The sequence below is a fragment of the Xenorhabdus sp. KJ12.1 genome (assembly GCF_963876495.1).
Classification (GTDB): Bacteria; Pseudomonadota; Gammaproteobacteria; order Enterobacterales; family Enterobacteriaceae; genus Xenorhabdus; species Xenorhabdus stockiae.
The window spans coordinates 1-355 of the sequence record NZ_CAWNQH010000042.1 but is presented as its reverse complement, the minus strand read 5'-3'; the positions used below and the strand labels follow the sequence as shown (position 1 = coordinate 355).

The window sequence follows — 355 nt, the reverse complement described above, 5'->3', positions numbered from 1 at the left end:
ATGACATCTTAGGCCGGACGCTGGACGAGATGCCGCCGCAGACCCGCAAGTTGTTGCTGTTAATACAGGGTTGGGTCAGGGACAGCGGCCAGCCGCGCCACGAGATGATTTTTACCCGCAAGCAGTTACGCGATGCCGTGCTGTGGGGCGATACACAGCTCAAACTCCATCTCTCACGGTTGGTTGAAATGGAATACCTGCTGCTGCACCGGCGCGGGCTGACGTTCACCTATGAACTGCTGTTTGACGGCGACGGCAGCGATGCCGCGCACCTGAACGGCTTGATAGTGCCCTGAAAGGGGGTATGACGTGTTCCGGTCGGGGGAAAGAGATAAGCAGTCGCCCCTGGGTCGGC

Annotated in this window: 1 pseudogene; it reads left to right on the top strand. The window is 59.4% G+C overall.

The window, feature by feature from the left end:
* Positions 1–296: pseudogene (locus tag AACS92_RS04250) on the top strand (DNA primase); the annotation flags it as partial.
* Between the last annotated feature and the right edge of the window lie 59 nt (positions 297–355).